General features: G+C 65.7%; 10 protein-coding genes. 5 read left to right on the forward strand and 5 right to left on the reverse strand.

Going from position 1 to position 18,576, the window contains the following annotated elements; genetic code table 11:
• Positions 1-206: 206 nt before the first annotated feature.
• From HUA78_RS45100 to HUA78_RS45115, 4 genes are all read right to left on the reverse strand, one after another.
• Complete coding sequence (locus HUA78_RS45100; RefSeq protein WP_174479055.1) at positions 207-2,465, reverse strand: hypothetical protein; 2,259 nt, start codon at positions 2,463-2,465, stop codon at positions 207-209.
• 251 nt (positions 2,466-2,716) lie between these two features.
• Positions 2,717-3,331, reverse strand: coding sequence for a hypothetical protein (locus tag HUA78_RS45105; RefSeq protein ID WP_174479056.1), 615 nt, complete (start codon positions 3,329-3,331; stop codon positions 2,717-2,719).
• A gap of 143 nt (positions 3,332-3,474) precedes the next feature.
• Entirely contained in the window at positions 3,475-5,454 is a 1,980-nt protein-coding gene (locus HUA78_RS45110; RefSeq protein ID WP_174479057.1) for a hypothetical protein, read from the reverse strand.
• Positions 5,455-5,542: 88 nt separating this feature from the next.
• The gene (locus HUA78_RS45115) at positions 5,543-8,551 is read right to left on the reverse strand and encodes a hypothetical protein (protein WP_174479058.1); all 3,009 of its coding nucleotides are present in this window, start codon (positions 8,549-8,551) and stop codon (positions 5,543-5,545) included.
• Between the two features lie 470 nt (positions 8,552-9,021).
• Here HUA78_RS45115 and HUA78_RS45120 point away from each other — a divergent pair, with 470 nt between their 5' ends.
• Positions 9,022-9,987, forward strand: a complete 966-nt coding sequence (locus HUA78_RS45120) for a hypothetical protein (RefSeq protein WP_174455785.1) — start codon at positions 9,022-9,024, stop codon at positions 9,985-9,987.
• An 8-nt stretch (positions 9,988-9,995) separates the two neighbouring features.
• Here HUA78_RS45120 and HUA78_RS45125 read toward each other — a convergent pair whose 3' ends face one another.
• Positions 9,996-10,208 carry a hypothetical protein gene (locus tag HUA78_RS45125; protein ID WP_174479059.1) on the reverse strand — a complete coding sequence of 71 codons (213 nt, stop codon included), beginning with the start codon at positions 10,206-10,208 and terminating at the stop codon, positions 9,996-9,998.
• Between the two features lie 270 nt (positions 10,209-10,478).
• Between HUA78_RS45125 and HUA78_RS45130 the strand changes: the two genes are divergently transcribed.
• The 4 genes from HUA78_RS45130 (at position 10,479) to HUA78_RS45145 (ending at position 18,453) form a co-directional block, all read left to right on the forward strand.
• Positions 10,479-12,911, forward strand: a complete 2,433-nt coding sequence (locus HUA78_RS45130; RefSeq protein WP_174455787.1) for an aminotransferase class V-fold PLP-dependent enzyme — start codon at positions 10,479-10,481, stop codon at positions 12,909-12,911.
• A 364-nt stretch (positions 12,912-13,275) separates the two neighbouring features.
• Positions 13,276-15,708, forward strand: coding sequence for an aminotransferase class V-fold PLP-dependent enzyme (locus tag HUA78_RS45135; RefSeq protein WP_174479060.1), 2,433 nt, complete (start codon positions 13,276-13,278; stop codon positions 15,706-15,708).
• A gap of 46 nt (positions 15,709-15,754) precedes the next feature.
• Positions 15,755-16,759, forward strand: a complete 1,005-nt coding sequence (locus tag HUA78_RS45140) for a hypothetical protein (protein ID WP_174479061.1) — start codon at positions 15,755-15,757, stop codon at positions 16,757-16,759.
• A gap of 155 nt (positions 16,760-16,914) precedes the next feature.
• The gene (locus HUA78_RS45145; protein ID WP_174479062.1) at positions 16,915-18,453 is read left to right on the forward strand and encodes a gliding motility protein; all 1,539 of its coding nucleotides are present in this window, start codon (positions 16,915-16,917) and stop codon (positions 18,451-18,453) included.
• The last annotated feature ends 123 nt before the right edge of the window (positions 18,454-18,576 follow it).

Genomic DNA, 18,576 nt, shown 5'->3' on the forward strand with positions numbered 1-18,576 from the left:
TCTGCTTCTCCTTCGTCGACAGCTTCGGCTTGTTGTCCTTCTTCGCCTTCTCTTGACCCTTGGGCACGGTATCGCTCCTTACGCCCGACCACGGCGAACCCCATCCTACCGCGCCCGGACTGTCGCGGGTGGGAATTGCCCGGCCCCGCGAGCCTCGGCGGCACAGGAGGGCACGCTCCCGTCGCGCGCCCTCCCCTGCCCGCCTGCTAGTGGTAGAGGCGGATCTCACACACCTGGGAGTAGCTGCTCACTCCAGGGAACGTGCCGGACACGTAGAGCCGCACGTGTTTCGCAATCAGCCCTCCGCCGGGACGCTGGCTGTAGTCCGCGACGACCGTCTGGTTGGGGCCATAGGACATGGACCCACTGTCACTCGTGCTCCAGGTGCTCCCGTTCAGGCCGACAGCCATCGCCCAGCCCGTGGGGTTCCACTGCCCGAAGTCGATCTCCATCCGCTTGATGAGGTACTCGCGCTCCATGTAGACGTACACCGACTGCGAGTTCCCATTGCTGCTCCACCAGCACGAACTCTTGTTCCTGTCCGCGACGGTGTAGGCCGCCATGGGATTGACGGTGGCGTTGCCAGCGCCCACTCGAATCTGATGGGAGACGGTGACGGGGCCGGAGAAGCCCTGGTAGCTCACGTCGAGCCGGTTCACGACCTTCAGCATCAGCGTCGAGCCGCCCAGTCCCGCCGTGTCGAATGTCCAGTGCCGATCCGTGAAGGCAGCGCTCTCCTCTCCAACCTTGGTCCACGTCAGGCCGCTGTCCTGCGACAGGTAGTAGTCGACGAGCTGCGGCGCCGGGTGGGACCAGTGGACGTGGATGTCATCGCCATCCAGGGTCAGGGAGGTCCCCGAGGAGGCGGTCACATCAATCAAATCCGTGACGGTCAGCGTCGTCGTATTGGAGACCACGGTCTGCTGGTAGGCGTCCACCACGCGCCAGTGGGAGACGCGCGGCTGGATGTGGTGGTCGATGGGATAATAGATGTGATTGCTGGTGATGGTCCCAACCGTCTGCCAGGTCTGGGGAGCCTGGGGCGTCGAGCGCTGGAGGAGCAGGGTGTCACCTCCGCCGCTGACGGTGAAGTACGGGTACTGGGATGACCGGGTGACCACTGAATCCGGCAAGGAGAGGACGGGCTTGCTGACGGGATTGGTGACCCAGATGGGCGCCATCACGACTTCGGCGTTCTCCCATTGCTGCCTGAGCGTGACGACGTAGATGGACTCGTAGGGCGTCAGCGAGAAGACCTCCTTCAGGTCGATGAGTCCGATGTCGGTGTACGGGATTTCCTTGATGGGTGCGTTGGGCTGGAAGGGGCTCCAGACCTGGAGCGTCGTCCAGTTGTTGCCGCCACCGGTGCCATCCTTGGTCGTCCCCCACACGGTGAAGTCGAGCCGCCGCTCGGTGGGGCTGAGCGCGAACTCGGAGCCCATGGGACGGCCGTTGACCATGAAGAAGCCGGAGGCAGGCGGAAGGGCCGTGCGGAACACCGAGCGGTTGCGCAGCGCGATGAGGAAGTTGTCGTAGTTGAACGGCGTGCCGGGAGGCAGGACGACACCGGCGCGGCCCTGGGCCGTGTCGTGGCCATGGGTCTTCTCGCGGGGCACGCCGGGCTCGTCGATGTAGCGGCGCACCCAGGTGCCGTTCGGGTGCTGTTCCATGAAAGCGCCCCCCAACTGCTCGCGGGTGGTGGAGTGCGCGTCGGTGTTGGAGACGGGGGCGACGCGGAAGCCGCGCCGCAGCAGCTCGAAATACTTGGGGAGCCCGTTGTACTCGGCGAGTTCGACGGCATCTCTCACCTTCTGGCGTCGGTCCGGCGCCGTGGGGAGCGTGAAATACACGTCGTCATTCGGATGGTTCAGCTGGATGTGGGTGCTCAGCAGCGGGTCCGCCGAGTAGTTGTCGACGATCTCGTCGTGCATGTTCCCGATGTTGGAGGAGTTGACATGCAGATTGCGGTTGAAGCTGTTGAAGTGGTGGTCATGGCTTGAGCCCGTCCCATCATCCGGGCCCACATGAGACTCCCTGCCCCTGAGGACGAGCAGCTCGGATTGCCCGTTCGCATCCAGCACGGGGCTCAGCTGGGAGATGGGGTCATCGTCGTCGTAGGACTTCCACGACGTGGTGTGGTTGCTGGTGCCGAAGAAGTCATAGCCGTGGCGGAAGGCGGATAGCAGCACCTCGCTTCGGATGATCTGGGGAGTGAAGCTGAGCGACCCACCGTCCATGGCGTCATGGCCGCGGGGGTGATTGTGCAGGTCCCCCACGAAGGTCTGCCAGCCGCCACCTCCCAGCTCCGTGGCGATGCGATTGCGGTATTTGCTCTCCCGGACCGCGGGGACCGGATACCGGTCCAAGGCGAGCACGTTCGTCACCTCATCATCAGCGAGGCCCGGGGTGGAGAACAATGCGGCGGCCAGCAGCACGCTGCCGCCGAGACGTCTGTTTCGAGACATGGGACCACTTCCTCAGGAGGGACGCAGCAAGGACGGACGAATCAAGTGAGCGTCACCCACTCTCACTACGGAGGAAGCCGCGAGGACTGGTCGTTGCGAACCGGCTGAACCACTTCGAGCGCGGCCTGGGTGGCTCGGGGAGCCGGGCCTGCATCCGGCTCGCACGTCCGCCGCGCTCGTTCTCCGAAGCCCTTGCGACCGACCTGCCCCCTGGCCGCGAGGACGCCCTCACCCCGCCGCGGGCCCGTGCCTCATCGCATCCAGCGCGCGTGGATCCGGCCGTTGACCACGTCGACGGCCATCCAGTCGTCCGCGAAGGCGGCGGAGCAGTCGCACTGCACGCCCTTCAGGTGCTCTCGAATCAACTGGAGCTTGAAGCCACGCGGCGTCTTCAGGATGGCGACAACGCGCTCCTTCGACTGACCGAGTCGCTGCTTCACGTCGAGCACCTTCCCCGTCGCCGCGTCGATGAGCGCCACGCCCACCCATTCGTACCCGGGGCGGTCGTCGCGGGTGAAGAACACCAGCGCGCGGCGGTCATCCACCGCGAAGGCGGAGACGCCACCGCCGACGGACCCTTTCGCTCCAGCCAGCCGGCAGACGGACTTCCCATCCGCGACGTTCGCGATGGAGCCGTACCAGGCCTTCTCCAGCGGCAGCCCGGTCTTCCCTCCCGAGGTCTCCACGACGGCCGTCATGTCGTCCTCGGTGCACTCGCCCGAGGCGGAGTCGAAGGCCACCGAGAACCCGTGCGCTCCGACCTGGCACTCCCACCGGAAGTCACAGTCGGCGACCTCCGGTTCGGCGGCCTCCACCGAGACCGCACCGCAGCACAACATCAGCGCCACCCAACCACCGCGTGTCATCGAGGCCTCCGTGCGGGCCCCGCTCGGGCCGCTCGGTGGCCAGCGTCGTAGAGCGCGGCGCGGAGGGCAATGGTGAACGCACCCCACCTGCCCTTGGAACGGGGCACCCCTCCCTCCATGCGAAGGGTGCCCACACACATCGTTCACATCGGCTTCGGGGGGAGCGGCTGGGAGCTGAGGCACCACACGTCGCCGCACACCCGCTCGCAGGAGAGCCCCGCGCACTGGTAGGTGGGCACGTCGCACTGCACGCCACAACCACCGCAGTTCATGTTGTCGTTGTAGATGTTGATGCACACTCCATTGCAGAGGTGATGGAACGCCGGAGTGTTCCGCCAGCAGGACTGCGTCTCGGTGGTGTTCGCCGACTGGCAGGAGTCATTGGAGCAGACGGCGCTCGCGACGGAGCGCGACTGCGTGCCAGTCGGATCGCAGTCGTTGTCGAACCCCGCGCACTCGCTCCAACCGCCGACACTCGAGCCTCCGCAGGACGTGCCATTGGTGCTCCGGCTGCAGGTCCGGCTGTTGGAGTAGTACGTGGGCGAGCACTGCTCGGACTGGCACTTCTCACGCATGAACTGCATCGACTGCGTCCCTCCGCTGTCACACACGTCGCTGAAGCCCGCGCAGTCGCTCCAGACGTAGCTGCTGTACTCGGGGCCACACCAGCTCCCCTCGGTGACACGGCCGCAGGACCGCGACTCCACGTAGGAGTCACTGCCGCATGCCCCGCCCGAGCAGACCTGGCTGGAGACGGTGCGCTGCTGTGTCCCTGATTGGGCGCAGGTGCTGCTGAAGGAGCAACTGCTCCAGCCGCCCGCGCCTCCCGAACCGCACGAGAGGCCATCCGTGTCACGGGAGCAGCCCCGGGACTCGGTGGACGAGGAGCCCTGGCAGCTCCCGCTCGAGCACGCGTAGTTCGTCACGCTCCGGGACTGGATCCCACTCTCCCCGCAGGTACCGGAGAAGCCTCCACAGGCGCCCCAGCTCCCGGTGCCACTGCCAGGGCCACAGGAGTTCCCGCTCGTGGTCCGTGCACAGCCCTCGCTCTGGGTCGCCGTCGATGCCTGGCACTGCCCGCTGGAGCAGGCGTAGGTCGTCACGTCGCGCGAGCGCGAGCCGGACTCGCCACACTCCCCGGAGAAGCCGCCGCACGCGCTCCAGCCACCGCTCTGCGCGGTGCCGCAGGTGGTGCCGTTGGCCACCGCGTCGTCGCCCGGGCACTGCGCGCTGCTGCCCGTGCAGGTCTCCGCCGCGTCGCAGACGCCCGCCGCGCCCCGGCACAGCGTCCCCGCCGACTTGAAGCTCCACTCCGTCGAGGACAGGCCCGGCTCGCACACCTGGCAGGCTCCCGCGGGGTTCGTGGCACCGGGCGCATGGAGCGCGCCATCAATCCAGCAGCCGGCCACACACTGCGCCGCTCCGCCGCACACGCTCCCCGCGCCGCAGGACGTGCCCGCCGCCACAGGAGGGTGCAGACACGCGCCGACGGCATCACACGCGTCCGCCGTACACGGGTTGCCATCCTCCGGACACGCCGCGCCCACCGGCCGGAGCGAGTAGGAGCACGTTCCCCCCGAGCATGTGCCCGCGGACACATGGCACGGGCTCGGCGGGCTGTTGCAGGTCAGCGCGGTTCCCACGCAGCCACTGGCGCTCTGTCCGTTGCACGTCTCCGCGAGGGTGCAGGCATTGCCGTCATCACACGCCGCACCAGCGGAGCGCACGGTGCACACACCCTCCAACCCCGGCAGGTCGCAGACATCACACGCGCCACCGCAGGCCTTGTTGCAGCAGACGCCGTCGGCACACAGGCCACTGAGGCAATCCATGCCGGAGATGCACATCTCGCCGTTGTCACGCTTCGGCCCCGCGAGGGCCTCCACCGTTCCGGTCGGCACGACGTCGACACACGCGCCATCCGCGCAGGCCTGGCCCTCGGGACAGGAGACGCCCTGACAGGCTTCGTCGATGCAACTGCCATCCTGGCAGACCTCGCCCGCCTGACAGCCCGCATCGCAGGCCTCGTCCGGCGGGTCGGAGGCGCACCGCGCCAGGAAGAAGGAGAACACACACACCACGGCGGTTCTGAGCAACACGCTGCCTGAGGACTGAGGACGCATGGGGGCTCGCAAGAGAAAGGAGGAAGAGAGGATGCGGTCCACCCGCGAGGCGCCGACACCCGGCCTCGCGGGGGAACGCGGGACAGGCTCAGGGCGCGAAGACACCCGTCACGAGCATCGCGCTGGCCTCGGGCCACGCGGAGCGGAAGGGACGGTTCTGGAAGTCCAGGTTGCCGCTCGAGCGCGCCTCGACGAGGGCGAAGTACCGCTTCCCTGCCTCCAGGACGCCCGGTGGCACCGTGAGCTGCGTCGCGCTCGTGTAGAGCCGGCCTGCCTGGGGGCCCTGGACGGTGCTGCCCTCGCTGTCCACGTAGATTTCGAAGATGCGGACCCGGTAGTGCGTGGCGTCGCCCACCGAGGGCGCGCTCCACGCGAGCCGGGGCGTGAGCCCCACGCCGGACAGGGTGCCGAACGCATCCTGCCCGTTGAGGGTCGGCATCCGCACGGGACTCAGGCGCGGAGTCAGCGGCGCGGCGCCGAAGGCCGGCAGCGCGTCCGCGTACGTCACGGAAGGACGGAAGTACATCGGCTCCGCCGTGCCTCCGCCCGGCAGCGGAAGTGCGAAGGCCACGGTGAACTCCGTGCTCACCTGCCCCGCCTGCGCGAAGCCCGGGAAGGGATTGCCGTAGGAGAAGGACAGCGCCCGGTCCCCTCCCCCCACCGGCGGGTAGAACGTCATCAGGTCCGGCGCGGCCGCGTAGGTGCCACGCGTCCCATCCGGGAAGGCGGACACGTAGAGCGCGTGCGAGTCCACCTGGGCCGCGGGATGGACCGCCGTCCGCAAGCCCTCGAAGGTGGTGGCACGCCAGTCGACGAGGAGGCCCTGGTCCTGGGGCAGCGCCGCCATCGTCCCCGCCACGGAGGTGGTGGTGGCGTTCGCGACGGTGGCCGTGGTGGTGAAGGCCCGCGCGGCCGCGCTGTAGGTGAGCGTCTCGCCCGCCTCGGTGCCGCCCGGAGTCTTGGTGGAGAGCTGGTGGAACGTCAGGCTGTCACCCCGCGCCGACTCCAGCAGCCGCGAGCCCGGGATGCCTCGGTAGCGCAGCGTCTGCGTCCAGCGGACGGCGCCAGCGGTGGGCGCGGTGCCGGCCTGATGGAGCAACTGCACGCCCTGCCCCCACAGGCCCACGCTCGCGGAGAAGACCTCCAGGTAGTCCTCGGCCTGCCAGGTCGCGAGCCCCTGGAGGTCGACGGCGAGGTACGTCGTGTTGGCTGGCACCACCGCGTCCGGGCGCCCCTGGACCGACGTGCCCAGGTCCACTGAGCGCGACGACGTCACGATGTAGTCCGAGCCGATGCGCAGGTAGTACGCGCCGCGCGGCACGCCGGAGATGGAGAACGTCCCCGCCGCCGTGCCCGTCCCCGGGTACGTGGCGAAGCCACCATCCTGCCGTTCCACGAGGGCGGAGATGGTCGTCGCGCTCAGGTCGAGGCTCCGCTGCACCAGGACATTGCCCGTGGTGAGGTGGTCATCCAGCCGGCTGCCCTGGATGACGAGGGGATGCACCGTGAAGACCGCGCTGCTCACCGACGGAAGTCCCGCCGAGGAGGCCACCAGCGTGTAGCCCACGTCCGACGCGTCGATGGAGAGCCCCGTGAAGGTCGCGACGCCCGCCACCAGCGTGGCCGACGCGGTGCCCGAAAGGACTCCTCCGCCCGGGTTGTCACCGATGGACAGCGTCACCACACCGGACGACACCGGCACGTTGCGCCCCAGGCTGTCGAGCAGCTCGACCTGGATGTCGGGGGAGATGGGCGCGGTCGCCAGGACGTCGGTGGGCTGGGTGCGGAACACCATGGCCGTGGGGCACGAGAGCCCGCGCCACGTCAGCGGGAAGGACTGGAGCGTCTCCAACCCCTCCGCGTCGGCGACGCGCACCGTCACCACCGGCGCCACCTGCGCGTCCACGCAGGCGGACGCCGTCCAGAGGACCTCACTGGCGTCACCGCCGCTGGTCGGAGCACCGAGCGCGCCCGTGTTCGTCTCCCAGGCGAAGGTCAGCGCGGAGCCCTCGGGGTCCACGGCACGAACGCTGAAGCGAAGCACGCTGCCGGCCGACGGGTTGCGCGAGGTCTGGAAGGCGCTGGTAATCCGGGGCGCGACATTGGGGGCCACCGGCGGGCCGACGCAGACTCCGAGCCGACCGAAGCCCTCGCCGCCCCTGCCATCCGACACCCGCACCGTCAATTGGCAGTTGTCGCACGTGGCATTCGCCGGCACCGACGTGGGCGAGAAGCGAGCATTGCGTGAGCCGGCATCGGTCCAGGTGCCCTCGCACGACGCGCTCCACGAATACGCCAGCGACGTGGCGGAATCGTCATTGTCCGTTCCCTGGGCGCTGACGACGATGGCCTGCCCGGGGACGACCTGCGTGGGGGCGCCCGTCAGTGAGACCACCTCTGGCCAGGCGTTGAATCGGACGATGACCTCCGCGGTGCCCACGCCCGTCCCATCCACCTGGATGACGAAGCTGACAGAGGTGGATGCACCCAACTGGTCGGAGACGGTGAGCGTCAGCGTGACAATCCCTTCCGTCGCGGGCGCCGTCCACCGGGCCCGCCGGCTGGCCGCGTTGTCGAAGGTGCCCGCCGTGGCGGTCCACGCGTACGAGAGGACGTCACCAGGGTTGGGATCCCGCGCCGTCGCCAGGAGGTCGACGAAGCCGCCCACCTCCACCGAGGAGCGCGACACGACGAGTGAGGTGATGATGGGGCCCGCGTTGGAGAACTCGGGCGACGGGTCCACCTGCTGGAGCAGGATGTTCACCTGCACCGTCTGGTTGGCGGTGATGGTGACCCCCGTGGCCTCGCCCCGGAAGATGAGCTTGTCCTGGGCGTCATAGGCGGAGGCCCGGAAGCGCCGCTCGGAGCCGGCGCGAATGACGCTCATCAGCCCCGTCCACACCGTGGTGTCCTCCACCAACTGGACAGTCGTCGCGGGGATGTCGGCGGCATCCAGGATGACCTCGACACGCTGGACGTCATCCGCTGTCACGGCTTGTTGCACTGAGATGGCGAAGCGCGCCGAGCCATCCTCGGCGGAGGGAGTTGGAAGGCTGTCTTCACGCTGGCAGCCCACCAGGGAGAGAACGACAGACACGACGACCAGGGTCTGTCTCCAGAGTGGAGACAGCACCCGGAAGGATGCTTGAGTGTGCATAGAGAGGGAGATGTGAAGAGAGGGGACCCTGCCCGCGACGGACAGGCAGACACTTCACCGGGAGGCTCGCGACGCGAGTTCCAGCGGCGATGCTCTTATCACTCAATAAAAGTCTTTCAATTTTTCAACCAGACAAGCTCTCGACTCAAGACATGGATGTCAATTCCCACCCTCGGTGGGGCCGCACCCGGGACGCACTGTCATCCACGACCCGGCGCCTACAGTCCCACACGAGCGCGTCCAGGCAGACGTCAGGCCTGACACAGCGGTTCGATGGACCCACAAGGGCCCCCTTCCACGCCCGCGCCCCGTCTTTGACACCTCATGGCCACGCAGTTTAATCTTGAGTTACACGATTAAACCCGACCCTAAGACAGGGCCGGGAACCTCCGTTGGACCAGGAGCAACCCATGGACTCTCCTTTCCATCGACTCGTCATCAAGCCCGCCCTCGCGATGACCGCCCTGTCTGTGGTCATGGCGGCTTCGCTGACACCAGCCATGGCCGGCGGGCAAGGCGTGGTGCCTCCCCTGACGAACTGGGACCTGGCCGCGGCGCCCCAGCGCACACCGAACACCGAGATGCCGTTTGGCTTCGTCGAGAAGTTCGACGTCGACAACTACACGGACCTCATCTTCGAGGAGAGTCTCAATCCCCGCGCGCAGATTCTCAGGCGCACCCACGCGACCGTGAACTGTTACAGCGGGGGCTGTGCCCGCTTCGACGTGCGGCCAGGCTATGTGGCCCAAGGTGATACCGGAATCCTGCTCAACCACCAGAACGGCCTGCGCGCGAACGTCGGCTACATGGTTTATTACGGTCTCGATTGGCCGGCGACGATGCGCGGCGCGGGCCACAAGCACGTTCTGGTCTACGACGACGTCTCCAACGGCGGCAGGAACATCCGCCCGATGGTGACCGAGGGGGCCCTCGAAACGGCGTCCGGCCAGTACGCCTACCGCGGCTTTCGCGCGTGCAACAACGCCGCCGGAATCTGCGCCGACGAATTCAGTTCACATTGGGCCCCCTCCACTCCGACGACCAGGCACTCCTTCCAGATGGAGCAGTTCCTGGAGCAATGGCTCTATGTGGAGTTCGAGGTCGTCATCGGAGGGCTCAACACGCTCTACATCTGGTCTCGAGACGGGCGCCTCCAACACCGCATCGGCTTCTGCGATGGTGGGGTCACCACCGAGGGCTGGAACTGCGGCAACCTGAATGTCGTTGCGCAGCCACTCGACTACAGCCGCATCCTGGCCTATTTCGGTGACCGCCCCAACAATGCCATCACCGCGAACAGCTACGTCTTGATTGACAACATCCGTGTTGGCAACGCGTTCATGGGGCCACCTGCCGGCTTCATCCAGGCCCCCTGACCCGCGCGCTATCGCAGCGTGGAGTTGGGCGACATCCAGGTGGTACGCAGGGGCGCGGCCACCTGTTCGACTTTGGCGACTGGAAGAGCGAGGTCGCTTCGCGGCGCGGTGATGACGGCACGGTCACGCTCGTAAGCAGCTCGCCGGGTGAGGACGGCTATGAGTTCGTCGTCGCGAACAAGGACAGCAAGAAGTCGCTGGTGCTCCGCGATGCGCAGCATGAGTACGTGTTCATGGAAGCGGAGCAAGGCGCATCGTCGCCACGGCGTCTTGCGCCCGGTCCGCTGACGCAGTCCGCTGACGCAGTCTGCCAATCTGACGGGTCTTGCTGCGTCACCTCTGCCCTGACGGTCTCCAAGTCCCCGTTATCACCCTCACTCCTCCACGGCCGACACAGACCGGATACTGGCTCCGAGAGACTGCCGGTTACCGCGAAAAAGTCATGAGATAGAGTCTCAGCGCGCACACCCCTGCCCACTGAAGGCTCTCGAATGAACAGCACGGCGAAGCAGTCCTGCAAGACGGTGTCGGACCGCAAATGGACCCTGAGCACGTTCATGGAGTTCTATGAACGCGTCTTGGGGCCCAAGCTCTTCAAGCCCTACGGCGAGCTCCTCGTCCGTGAGATCCGCAAGGACATCCGGCCGGAAGCTCCCGTCACGAGCATCCTCGAGGTCGCCTGTGGGACGGGCCGAATCACGACGCATCTCTACGAAGAGCTGGCCAGGCCGCTGAACCTGAAACTGGTTGCAACGGACCTCTCCAAGATCGCCATCGAGGTGTGCAAGACGGTGGTGGGCGACGACCTCAATCGTGACGTCGAGTTCCATGCCGACGTCGACATGGCGGACCTGCCCTTCAGCAACGACAGCTTCGACATCATCGTCTGTGGCTTTGGCCTGATGTTCCCACCCGACAAGAGCAAGGTCGCGCGGGAGTTCAAGCGAGTCCTTCGTCCGGGAGGGAAGATCTACGGCACTGTCTTCCATTACAATGAGCTGTTTGGCCTGACGCTGGAGCAGACGCAGAAGCTCTTTGGCGCTCCCTCGGCCATCCTGGATGGAGCGCTCAGCCTGAGCGATCATTCGGCGATCACGAGCGCGTTCTCCATGGAGGGGCTCGCCAGGGGCGTCGCGGAGGTCGTGACGTCGTGTCCCCTGACCTTCCATCTGGACGAGCAGGACACGAGAGAATTCCTCTTCAATACCTGCGTCTTGCTGGAGGAGTTCAACCAATGCGACACCCTCACCCGGGAGGCGTATCTTGATACGATTCTCGGAGAGCTTCGTGCGCATGTTCCCAGCCAGAACTATGCGGTCAATGCCTGGCTCCTGCGCGGTGCGGTTGACGAGGCCAGCAAGCAGACCGTTGCTGTCAGCGCCCTGCCCGACTTCGGTGAACTCAGCGCGTTCCGTACGATGGCGCCGGAACTCGTCGAGAGTCGAGATGATCGGTTGCTTCCGCTTTCCGATGCACCTGCCCTGCGCCGATACCAGGCAATGAAGTCAGCCTTCCTGGCCGAGCATCCGGAGTATCCCGACGACGAAGTGGAAGCCCTGAGACGCGAGGAGTTCTCTCGCCTGGATGCACAACGGGTGACCTACCTGGATCATGTGGGCGGTGGCATCGCTCCAGAGAGCCTCATCGAGCATGACTACCAGGTCCTGAAGAATACGATCCTCGGCAATCCCCACACTGGCTCGAAGGCCACCGAGGAGGCCCACGAGAAGGCCCGTTCGGAGATCTATCGGTTCTTCCGCTGCTCGCCGGAGGAGTACGAGATCATCTTCACTCCGAACGCCAGCGGCGCCATCAGGCTGGTCGCGGAGTCGTTCCCTTTCGAGAGCGGCTCGGAGCTCCTGCTCGCCAAGGACAACCACACCTCCATCCACGGCATCCGGGAATTCGCCAGGTCCAAGGGCGCGTCTGTCAAGTACGTCCCCCTGAACAAGGAACTGCTGCTCCTCGAGAGTTCGCTGGAGCGAATGCTCGAGAAGCTCGACAGGAACCACGCCCACCTTTTCGCGTTCCCCGCGCAGTCCAACGCCACGGGCGCGAAGCATGACCTGAAATGGATCAAGCGCGCTCAAGAGCGCGGAGCGATGGTCCTGTGTGACGCGGCGGCGTTCGTCCCCCTGTCGGCGTTCGATTTCGAGACCTATCAACCCGACTTCGTCCCGGTCTCCCTCTACAAGATATTTGGCTATCCGACCGGGGCAGGCTGTCTCATCGCGAAGAGAGACTCCTTGCGCAAGCTGACCCCGCCGTCCTTCGCCGGTGGAGCGGTGTGTTACTACTCCGGGCCGTGGTCTACCACGGACAGGATGTTGCACCATGACCAGGGGCGGCAGTTCGAAATCGGTACGCCCAACTACGCATCCTTCCATGCCATCGCCTATGGCTTCGAATTCATCTCCAGACTCGGAGTCGACCACATCGGCGGTCGAGCGAACGCGCTGGCTCGATGGCTCGAAACGCAGTTGCAGTCACTGCGGCATGAAATCAAGGCCAAGGGCCCCCTCTGTCGAGTCTATGGCCCCGCGCCGGAAGACAAGGGCGCGACGGTCATGATGAACGTGTTCGACTGCTACAACGCGGTCTTCCCGCACGCCCAGGTCAAGAGAGCCGCCGAGTCCTTTGGCATCACCCTGCGCAATGGCTGTTTCTGCAACCTGGGCGCGGTACAGCACGCCACCTACTCGACCGCGGGCTCGGAACACTGCGAACTCGACAAGAAGCGGAAGATCCTCGACTGCAAGACCTTTGATGAGGAGGTCCTCACCAAGGGGCTCTGCGGAGCCGTTCGCGTTTCGTTCGGCCTCGGCTCGAACTTCCGCGACGCCTATCGTTTCTATCTGTTCGCGAAGTCCTTGATGAACACCGAGACCTCGCGGCTGGAAGACCATCTGGCCGCCGCTTCGTGAGCAGAAGAGCATCCCCATAGCAACCGTCGAACGGGCCCGCCAGGGGTGGCCATACGCCGCCACGCCCTGGGAGCGGCCGACCTCGAGCAGCAACCGGCCTGTCAGCGCGCCTCATGGGCGTCCAGCCCGCAGCGCAAAGGCAAGCAGCCCGCAATGGCAGCACAAACAGCCCGCACCCGGCCCGCACCGCCTGACATTCGCGGATTCGCTTGCCATTTCTGAAATGATCAACAACCCTGGCGTGTAACCATCCCAGGCAAGCGCACGAGTCACCCTGGCATCGGGGCGCGCATCGGCCCAGGCATTCATCGCAAAGAGTCACAAACGGCCCCGACACAGACCCCCACTCACAGAAAGCCCGCACATGAACAGCACTGCGAAGCAGTCTTGCAAGACGGTGTCTGAGCGCAAGTGGACCCTGAGCACGTTCATGGAGTTCTATGAGCGCGTGTTGGGGCCCAAGCTCTTCAAACCCTATGGCGAACTCCTCGTACGGGAAATCCGCAAGGACATCCGACCGGAAGCACCCATCACGAACATCCTCGAGGTCGCCTGTGGGACGGGCCGAATCACCACGCATCTCTACGAAGATCTGGCCAGGCCGCTCAATCTGAAATTGGTTGCAACGGACCTCTCCAAGATTGCCATCGACGTGTGCAAGACGGTGGTGGGCGACGAGCTCAAGCGGGACGTCGAGTTCCATGCCGACGTCGACATGGCGGACCTGCCTTTCAGCAACGACAGCTTCGACATCATCGTCTGTGGTTTTGGCCTGATGTTCCCACCCGACAAGACCAAGGTCGCGCGAGAGTTCAAGCGAGTCCTTCGTCCGGGAGGGAAGATCTACGGCACGGTCTTCCACTACAATGAGCTGTTTGGACTGACCCGGGAACAGTCGCAGAAGCTCTTTGGAACTCCGTCGGCCGTCCTGGACAGGGCGCTCAGCCTGACCGACCATACGGCGATCACGAGCGCGTTCTCCCTGGAGGGGCTCGCCAAAGGCGTCGCCGAGGTCGCGACGTCATGTCCCTTGTCGTTCTTCCTGGGCGAGGAGGACACAAGAGAGTTCATCTTCAACACCTGCATCTTGCTGGAGGAGTTCAACCAGTGCGACACCCCTACCCGGGAGGCGTATCTCGATACGATTCTCAGGGAGCTTCGCACGCGTGTCCCGACCCAGAACTACGAGGTCAAGGCCTGGCTCCTGCGCGGCGCGGTCGACGAGGCCAGCAAGCAGACCGTTGCCGTCAGCGCCCTGCCTGACTTCAATGGACTGAACTCGTTTCGTGCGATGGCGCCGGAGCTCGTCGAGAGTCGAGAGAAACGGCTGCTCTCCCGCTCCGACGCGCACGCCCTGCGGGAATACCAGACCATGAAGTCGGCCTTCCTGGCCGAGCATCCGGAGTATCCCGACGACGAGGTGGAGGCCTTGAGGCGCGAGGAATTCTCACGCCTGGATGCACAATCAGAGACCTATCTGGATCATGTGGGTGGCGCCATCGCCCCAGAGAGCCTCATTGATCGTGACCATCAGGTCCTGAGGAATACGATTCTCGGCAATCCGCACACCGGCTCGAAGGCCACCGAAGCGGCGTACGAGAAGGCCCGCTCGGAGATCTACCGGTTCTTCCGCTGCTCGCCGGAGGAGTACGAGATCATCTTCACCCCGAACGCCAGCGGGGCCATCAGGCTGGTCGCGGAGTCGTTCCCCTTCGAGAGCGGCTCGGAGTTCCTGCTCGCCAAGGACAACCACACCTCCATCCACGGCATCCGGGAGTTCGCCAAGGCCAGGGGCGCCGCTGTCAGGTACATCCCCCTGAACAAGGAGCTGCTGCTCGTCGAGAGCTCACTGCGGCGCTCGCTCGAGAAGCTCGACAGGAACCACGCCCACCTTTTCGCGTTCCCCGCGCAGTCCAACGCGACAGGTGTGAAGCATGACCTGAAATGGATCAAGTTCGCGCAAGAGAGAGGAGCGATGGTCCTGTGCGACGCGGCGGCGTTCGTCCCCCTGTCGGCGTTCGATTTCGAGACCTATCAACCGGACTTCGTCCCGGTCTCCCTCTACAAGATATTTGGCTATCCAACCGGGTCCGGCTGTCTCATCGCGAAGAGAGATTCCCTGCGCAAGCTGACCCCGCCATCCTTCGCCGGGGGCGCGGTGTGTTACTACTCCGGGCCGTGGTCTCCCACGGACCGGCTGTTGCACCACGACCAGGGGAGGCAGTTCGAAATCGGCACGCCCAACTACGCATCCTTCCACGCCATCGCCTATGGCTTCGAATTCATCTCCAGGCTCGGAGTCCACAACATCGGCGGTCGCGCGAAGGCGCTGGCTCGATGGCTCGAAACGCAGCTGCAGCCGTTGCAGCACGAGATCAAAGCCAAGGGCCCGCTCTGCCGGGTCTATGGCCCCGCGTCGGAAGACAAGGGCGCGACGGTCATGTTGAACCTGTTCGACTGCTACAACTCGGTCTTCCCGCATTCACAGGTCAAGAGAGCCGCCGAGTCCTTCGGCATCACGCTTCGCAATGGCTGTTTCTGCAATCTGGGCGCGGTGCAGCATGCGACCTACACGACCGCTGGCGCGGAGCACTGCGAGCTCGACAAGACGAAGAAGATCTTCGATTGCAGGACCTTCGACGATGAGATTCTCAACAAGGGGCTCTGCGGAGCCGTTCGCGTCTCGTTCGGCCTCGGCTCGAACTTCCGCGACGCCTATCGCTTCTATCTGTTCGCGAAGTCCTTGATGAACACCGAGACCTCGAGGCTGCAGGACTACCTGGCCGCCGCTTCGTGACCAGGTGTACGCTCCGGCCTGTCACGAGGGTTCGACGAGGCAGGGCATGGCTTGGTGGAATGAGTTGATGGGGCGCGTGTCGGGAGCCGGTCGTTCGCCGGCCCTGGCACAGCGGGTCGAGGTGGCACCCGGGCTCACGGTGTCTGTCACCCGGCACGCCCGCCCGACGTCGAAGGGGCCCGTGGACTGCGTGTCGTACGTGTCGGACGGACTCGCCGCCAAGGGACAGAAGGAGCTGGTGTTCACGCTGCCTGCGGGGATGGCGGATGAGGCCTTTTCATCCAAGCTGTTCTCGTTCTTCGCCACGATCAACCAGTTCGCCGAGCAGGGGCGCACCGTGGACACGGGCGGTCACACCCAGTTCGGACAGAGGAGTCTCTTCCCTGGCCGGCATCTGCTCTACGTCCCGGCGGAGCCCCTGCCGGAGGTGTCCGTTCCGGCAAACGCACTCGCCGCCGTTCCCGTCACGGAGGGGGAGTTGGCGCTGGTCGAGCGCTTCGGGGCGACGCGGGTGATGTCCTCCCTGGGCCGGATGTGCTCACACTTCCCCTGCCCCACCTGGTTCGACCCCGAGCGGCCCGAGCTGCCGCATGCGGAGATGCTCCAGGCGAGCATGTTGTCGAACATCGCGAGTGCCCGCCTCAAGGAAGCACGGGTCCTCCAGATGGGGAGCGACATCGTCCTGCGCCTCGTTCCGGGCGCCGAGGCGCTCCTCCAGCAGTTGTTCGCGGAGCTTCCGGCGAACATGCCCTTCGCGCTGCTCACGGGACTCGACCCGACCGCGGATGCGTACTTCGTCTGGGCGCCGGGCCAGCGCGAACCTCAAGCCATCACTCCCCCCGGGCAGAACAACGCCGAGCGGCTCTGCGGAAACTTCCTCGTGGTCGTCCCGGAGCAGGAAAAGGACGCGAGCCAGTTGGTGGAGGACGGCTTTGCCTGGCTGCTCACCGAGGCCTCCTGGAAGGCCGTGAAGCGGGCCCTGACCGAAGGCGGGGCGCTCGCGCTTCTGGACTCGGCGGGCAGCAAGCGCTTGCGCATCGAGTGGGCGTAGCGGCCCTCCAGATTCAGGCATTCCGTGCACTCAGCGCCAGATGGGCGAGTTGATCGCTACATCGTGCGCGTCGCGCCTCCAAACCGCGAGGGAGACACGTGGGCCGTGACCTAGACTGAGTCCGTTTCCCACTCGACCTACGGATCCGCCCGAACATGAAGCCCACGCCCGGAGACATTCTCGCCGTCTACAACCCTCGGCTGGACGCCTACACCGCCGTCCAGGTGACCGCCCTGAAGGCGGAGGGGAAGAGCGAGCTGGCCGCCGTGCTGGCCTTGGACTGGGTGGGCCCCGCCCTCCCCGACGCCGCGGCCATGGCGGCCATGGCGCCCGCCAACTTCAACTTCTTCTTCTGGAAGGACCACCGCGTCCACGTCTGGGTGTCCGCCGAGGTTCCTCGTGGCTACACGCTCGTGGGTCACCGGCCGCCCCTCGTCGTCGAGGACATCAAGAGCTACAGCCGCTGGCCCTCCGGCAGCGCCACCTACAGTCAGCGGCGCTGGGAAGCCATCCCCCAGGCCGAGCGCGACCTCTTCAAGCAAATGGACGCCAACCGCGACAAGAGCGTGGTGCTCAAGCTGGGCGACCGCGAGGTGCTCCGCTCGACGCAGCGGCTCGACACGGACAGGCTCGCCGCCGCCCCCAATCTCGCGGTGTTCGAGGTGCTGCCCATCCTGACGTCCGTCAACGCCGACGCCCCCATCCCCGGGCTGTTCGACTTCATCCGCCGCCGCCCGTTCGTCTATGAGTCGGACGTGCGGGCCCACGGGGAGCGCGTCGTCGACCTGCGTGGCGCCAATCTGACGCGACTCACCCTGGAGGTGACGGGCGTCCACGAGCTCCACCTCAACGAAGGACTGGAGCACCTGTCCCTGATGGGACAGGCCAGCCCGGAATTGAAGATTCACGCGGAAGCCGATGGCCGATGGCTGACGCTGTCCGTGAACAACCCGGCCATGGCCTGGTCCGGACTGGACGCACTGGACAGCCTGCATGTGCACGCCGCACAGGAGGTGGATGTCGCCGGCATCGTGAGGCGCTTTCCGAAACTGACGGAGCTGCGCATCTGGGGGGCCCCTGGCTACTTGAGGAACACCTCCGCGCTGGCGGCGCTGCCTGAGCTGCGCATGCTGACGTTGAGCGACATGTTTGGAATCACGCCCGACGAGTTCCCCGGTCCGGAGCGCTTCCCGCATCTGGGGATGCTCTGGCTGACGAGCATTCCCGCCGAACTCGCCGCCGAGGTGAAGAAGGCATACAAGGCCGCGGCTCGGGAGGGCCTGGACCTGTCCGTGCGTCAGCCGCGCAAGGCCGAATGGCTGGCGGAGAACCTGGACAACCCGTTCCGCATCTGGGACGGGGCCGACACCATCAGCCCGACCCAGGCCAAGAAGGCCGCGACGCTGTATCGACAGGCCCGGTCGGCCGCGCTCAAGGCCGCGTCCGAGGAGACCCGCGCCGCCGCCCTGGTCTCCGCGCTGACGCCCATCGTCACGACCTATACCGAGGGCTTCAACAAGATGGATGCGCGAAAGACCTTCATCTACACCGAGGAGCGTGAGCACATCTACGTCGCGCTGATGGGCATCTTCGACGCGGTGGACGAGAAGCTCCGGTCCAAGGGCGGGGCATCCGCCGAGCCCCTGAATCGAGAGGCGCTGGTCTCGGTGCTGGATTCGATTCGCGACTTCTAAACCAACGATCTCGATTCTCGCACGACGTCAGGAGGCACGCCTGAGGTCGGCTCGGCGCAGGGATGGACAGGCAGAGCGCTGTGCATTCCGCGCGTTGAGGTAGGCATGTACCCGCACCATGAG

It is taken from the genome of Myxococcus sp. CA033, from assembly GCF_013336625.1.
GTDB lineage: Bacteria > Myxococcota > Myxococcia > Myxococcales > Myxococcaceae > Myxococcus > Myxococcus llanfairpwllgwyngyllgogerychwyrndrobwllllantysiliogogogochensis.